General features: G+C 56.5%; 5 protein-coding genes. 1 reads left to right on the top strand and 4 read right to left on the bottom strand.

From position 1 onward, the window contains the following. Positions 1-796: 6-phosphofructokinase (locus F8I07_RS07195; RefSeq protein WP_292657689.1), on the top strand; the 796-nt coding region annotated here is incomplete at its 5' end. A 94-nt stretch (positions 797-890) separates the two neighbouring features. Here the strand turns inward: F8I07_RS07195 and F8I07_RS07190 are convergent. The 4 genes from F8I07_RS07190 to F8I07_RS07175 form a co-directional block, all read right to left on the bottom strand. After that, complete coding sequence (locus tag F8I07_RS07190) at positions 891-2000, bottom strand: GGDEF domain-containing protein (RefSeq protein ID WP_292657687.1); 1110 nt, start codon at positions 1998-2000, stop codon at positions 891-893. Positions 2001-2168: 168 nt separating this feature from the next. Next, positions 2169-3236 carry a uroporphyrinogen decarboxylase gene (hemE, locus tag F8I07_RS07185; RefSeq protein WP_292657684.1) on the bottom strand — a complete coding sequence of 356 codons (1068 nt, stop codon included), beginning with the start codon at positions 3234-3236 and terminating at the stop codon, positions 2169-2171. Further along, positions 3236-3802 (bottom strand): YqhA family protein, encoded by a 567-nt coding sequence (locus F8I07_RS07180; RefSeq protein ID WP_292657682.1) that lies wholly within the window; start codon positions 3800-3802, stop codon positions 3236-3238. Before F8I07_RS07180 ends, hemE begins: the two co-directional genes overlap by 1 nt. Further along, positions 3802-4807 (bottom strand): aspartate-semialdehyde dehydrogenase (locus F8I07_RS07175; protein WP_292657679.1); only part of this gene is annotated, 1006 nt, incomplete at its 5' end. The genes F8I07_RS07180 and F8I07_RS07175, both read right to left, overlap by 1 nt.

Genomic DNA, 4807 nt, shown 5'->3' with positions numbered 1-4807 from the left:
TGTAGCGGGGATCCTCCACCGGGGCGGCTGTGTGATCCGCTCCTCCCGCTCCAAACGCTTCTACGAGGCCGCCTACCGCCGTCAGGCCTACGAGAATCTGCAAAAGCACGGGATCGACGGCCTGGTGGTTCTGGGCGGTGACGGATCCTTTTGGGCGATGGACATCTTCAGCAAAGAGTTTCCCCTCAATTTCATGGGCATCCCCACCACCATCGATAACGACATCTACGGCACCGACTACTGCCTGGGGGTCGATACGGCGCTCAATACTATCCGGGATGCTTTGGACAGAATCTACGACACCGCCTCCACCTTCAACCGGGCTTTTGTCGTGGAGGTGATGGGACGGGAGTGTGGCTATCTGGCAGTCATTTCGGCCCTGGGCTCCGGCGCCGAGATCTGCGTGATTCCGGAAGTGGACTTCAACCGCCCGGCCACCGAAGCGCGGCTCAAAGATGAGATCGCCCACGGACGGGGCTATATCCTGGCTATCGTGGCGGAAGGAACCCATAAAACCCAGGAGATCGCTACATGGCTCGAAGAGAGCATGGGGATGGAGACCCGGATCACAGTTCTGGGCCATATCCAGCGAGGCGGAGCCCCCAGCAGCTATGACCGGCTCATGGCCTTCGAATTCACCGTCCGGGCGGTGGACCATCTCCTCAAAAGCAAAGACTCCAACAAAGTCGTCGTCTACAATGAGGGGGGATTCGGTCTGATGGAGATCGATGACGTTGTGGGCCACAAATATCAGCTCAATCCCAACCATCTGGCGATGCTCAATATTCTCGATTGAGTCTTTACAACCAGAGGTTGAATCTCCCGAAAAAGCTTCGTCATACCGGATATGATACGGAATCTGGGATTCAAACGTCGAATCCCAATCGAATTCAGGATGACGAACTTCTCTCCTCCCCCTTTTTCAGAGGTGCCGATTGGATGTCATAGAAGATGGCGCGATTCCTGCCGCTTTTTTTCCCTTCGTAAAGTGCCTTGTCGGCTCGGACCAGGGCATCACGGAAATTTTCCGACTTCAACGCAAAGAGCGTGGCGCCGAGGGTGACCGTAAAATCCAGGCGCTTCCCATCAAAGAAGAGCGTGGAGGATTCGACAGCTTGACGGATCTGTTCCGCCCTCCGTTGTAGCGTCTCCTTGTCGGTATCGGCAAGGAGGATCAAAAATTCCTCACCTCCCCAACGTAGAATTGTTGCCCGAGGGCAGAGCGTTTTGAGTTTGGCGGCAAGTTGCTTCAGCACGTAATCGCCGCCTTCGTGTCCGAAGGTATCATTAATCTTTTTGAAGTAATCCACATCCAGGAGGAGTACACCGAGTCTGGCGGAATCTCCCTGTGATTTTTTCAGGATCTCATCCAGGATCCGCCGGTTGAAGAGACCGGTCAGGGGATCCCGACTCAAATCGTGAATCAACCGACGGCTATAGGCGTGTTCTTTGAGTGCGTAGAGGTAGGCGAGGATACTGAGAATGAGGAGGAAAATCAGCAGATTCATCCAGTTGAACCGTTGTAGCCAGAGAGGATCGATGGGGACGCGGGGATGGTTGAAGAGCGGGCTGGTTTCCACCCAAAGGGCAAGGGCAATGACAAAAAGTAGCCGTAGAAAATAGATGAGACGGGAATAGCTGAGGATAAAAAAAGGGAGTAGGGCGGGGATGTAGAGATAGAATTGAAACCCCGACTCTCTACCCAGCAGCCAGGTGGCCAGCAGGTTGTGGCCGATAAGCTCTCCGTAGACGAGCCAACCGATAAGGTGGTCGTCTTTGCTCTGGAGTGTCGGGACACCCAGAACAAAAATACAATAGAGATAGAGACCGACACTGACGATATTGACAGCGGCGAGCAGCGGAATATCCAAAAAGGTAAAAAGTAGGAGAAAAAAGAAATGAATCGCCGCCGCGGCGACGAGACCGTAGAAACCGATCTGCCAGTAGTGGTTTTCATTTTTGAGTTGTTCGAGTATCTCTGAGAGGGTGGCAAACTTCATTTCAGTATTCCCATGGAGGATTCTGAAAAATCGGAACGATCTTTCTTCGTCATCCTGAACTTGATTCAGGATCTACGGTTTTGAGGAATCTTAAGCCCTAGGATTCCTGGTCAAGCCCGGAACAATAGAGGTTGTCAGAGCCTTTAAGGGACAATGGCGGAATGATGTTCACGACTCTTCGGGCACCGATTCACCGCTCCGCCGGCTGAGTTCTTTACAGAGGCTGACGAAGTATTTGGCGTTTTCCACCGGGACATCGGGGAGAATACCGTGGCCCAGGTTGAAGATGTGGCGTCCCTCTTTCATCAGTTCGGCCAGGGCACTGACGCACTCTCGGGTCGCCTCTTTGGAGTAGAGGCGGCAGGGTTCCATGTTGCCCTGCAGCACATAGCGCTCTCCCAGTTTCTCCTTGGCCAGGGCCATGGGGGTGCCCCAGTCCACACCGAAGACGTCGAAGTTGCCGTAGACCCAGCCCCGCTCGACGAAGGCTGCAATCCCTTTGGGGAAGAGGATGACTGGAATGTGAGAGTACTTCTCCTTGAGGTATTCGGCGATCTCCACCATATATTTCCAGGAGAACTCGTCATATTTGCTTGGCTCGATGGCGGCGGCCCAGCTGTCGAAGATCTGCACCGCATCGACCCCGGACTGGATCTGCTTCTCCAGATAGAGCTTGACCACGTCGGTGACCTTGCGTAGGATCGCATGGAGCAGCTCGGGATCGGTGTACATCATCTTTTTGCACAGGGTATAGGTCTTGGTCCCCTGGCCCTCGATCATGTAGGTCGCCAGGGTCCAGGGGGCTCCGGCGAAACCGATGAGAGCTTTGTCGTCGGCCAGGCGCTCCCGGACGAGGCGGATGGTGTCGTAGACGTAGGTGAGTTTGTCGGCAGCTTCTTCTCCGCCGATGAGGGCCTCGAGGTCCTCCCGGCTGCGGATCGGCTCGGCGAAAACCGGGCCTTCCCCTTTGACAAAATCGAGTTTCATCCCCATCTCGTTGGGAACCACCAGGATATCGCTGAAGAGAATCGCCGCATCGACCCCGACGATCTCGACAGGCTGCAGGGTCACTTCAGCGGCCAGTTCCGGATTGTGACAGAGGTTGAGGAAATTGCCGGCTTTTTGGCGGACTTCCTGATACTGGGGCAGGTAGCGTCCCGCCTGGCGCATCATCCAGACCGGAGTGTAGGGGGTAGGGCGTCCGAAGCAGGCATCGATAAAAATCTTTTGGCTCATCAGTGAGAGTCTCCCTTGTGCATGAAATAGAAGGCCAATGCCAGGAAAAGGATGGCGCCGGCAAGCATCAGCATATCCAGGGCCCCGCCGTAGGTGGTGTGCATGGCCCGTTTGAAGAAGCCGACGATGAGCACCATGATGATGACCTTGGCCAGCTTGTCTTTGAGCTCATCGAGGGAGTGGATCTCCAGGATTTTGCTGGCGGCGCTGCGCTCGGCGACGTCGATCTTGGAGATGAAGAGCTCGTAGAGACCGAAGCCGAAGATGAAGAGGACGATAGCGATCAGGTAGAGGTCCACCGCTCCGATGAGTTCCGCGACGATCTTCTCATGGAAATTGGCAGGATGCGCACCGCCGAAGTAGTTGTGAAAGACCGAGACGACCACATGCCAGACATCCACACTGGCGACGATGAAGAGGGCAATCCCGCCGATCATGCTGAAAACCACCGCCAGGAGCACGAAAAACCGGGTACCCCAGAGGGCACTCTCGAAGGTCGCTTCGATCCAGGACTGATCGGCTTTGTCCATGGCCAGGTGTTCCGCTTCGGTATGCGTCTCTTTCATCACACCTCCTCCAGTTCGATCCATTTCTGGGCGATACGTACGGCATTGGTCGCCGCACCGACGCGCAGCTGGTCGGCGACGACCCACATATGCAGAATATTGGGGGCAAAGAGATCCCGGCGGATCCGGCCTACGTAGGTGATGTCACTGTCGGTGGCGGTGATGGGCATGGGATAGACGCCATGCTCCAGGTCATCCTGCACCTCCACATCGGGGAACTCGCTCAGAGCCAGACGGACTTTGTCCACATCGACCTCCACACTCTCGTCGAAGGTCACCGTGACCGATTCACTGTGGCTGCGCAGCACCGGGACCCGCACGCAGGTGGCGCTCACGGCGATATCGGCGTGCAGGATCTTGTTGGTCTCGTTGACCATCTTCATCTCTTCCCGGGTGTAGCCGTTGGGCTGGGGCGAGTCGATCTGGGGGATGACGTTCAGCGCGATCTGATGGAGGAAAGCTTCGTGCTTGCTCTCATCCAGGCGGAAGGCGAAGAAGTCCTGCATCTGCCGTACCAGCTCCTCCATCCCGCTCTTGCCCGCGCCGCTGGTGGCCTGGTAGGTGCTCACGTCGACCCGCTTGATCCCGCCGTAAAGATCATAGAGAGGCTTGAGGGCCAGGACCATCTGGATCGTGGAGCAGTTGGGATTGGCGATGATGCCGGTCTCCCGCCACAGCTCGATATCCTCAGGGTTGATCTCGGGGACCACCAGCGGGACTTTGGGGTCCATCCGGAAATGGGAAGTATTGTCGATGACCACGGCTCCCGCCTCCACAGCGTAGGGGGCGAAACGGGCCGAGACGCTGCCGCCGGCGCTGAAGAAGGCAATGTCGATGTCGCGCCCCTCAAAGACCGTTTCGGTCAGCTCTTCGGTGACGAATTTCCGACCGCAGCATTCGATCTCGGTCCCGGCACCCCGGGCACTGGAGAGAGGTAGGACCTCTCCCACGGGGAACTGCTGCTCTTCCAGAATCCGGAAGATCTCTTCGCCGACGGCACCGGTG

This window comes from Nitratifractor sp., from assembly GCF_015487065.1.
In the GTDB taxonomy this organism is placed as follows: domain Bacteria; phylum Campylobacterota; class Campylobacteria; order Campylobacterales; family Sulfurovaceae; genus Nitratifractor.
The sequence above is the reverse complement of the archived record's forward strand: the minus strand, read 5'-3'. Positions and strand labels throughout refer to the sequence as shown.

Coding starts and splice junctions, on each gene's coding strand:
- F8I07_RS07190 (WP_292657687.1), bottom strand. CDS start 2,000: ATGAAGTTTGCCACCCTCTCAGAGATACTCGAACAACTCAAAAATGAA.
- hemE (WP_292657684.1), bottom strand. CDS start 3,236: ATGAGCCAAAAGATTTTTATCGATGCCTGCTTCGGACGCCCTACCCCC.
- F8I07_RS07180 (WP_292657682.1), bottom strand. CDS start 3,802: ATGAAAGAGACGCATACCGAAGCGGAACACCTGGCCATGGACAAAGCC.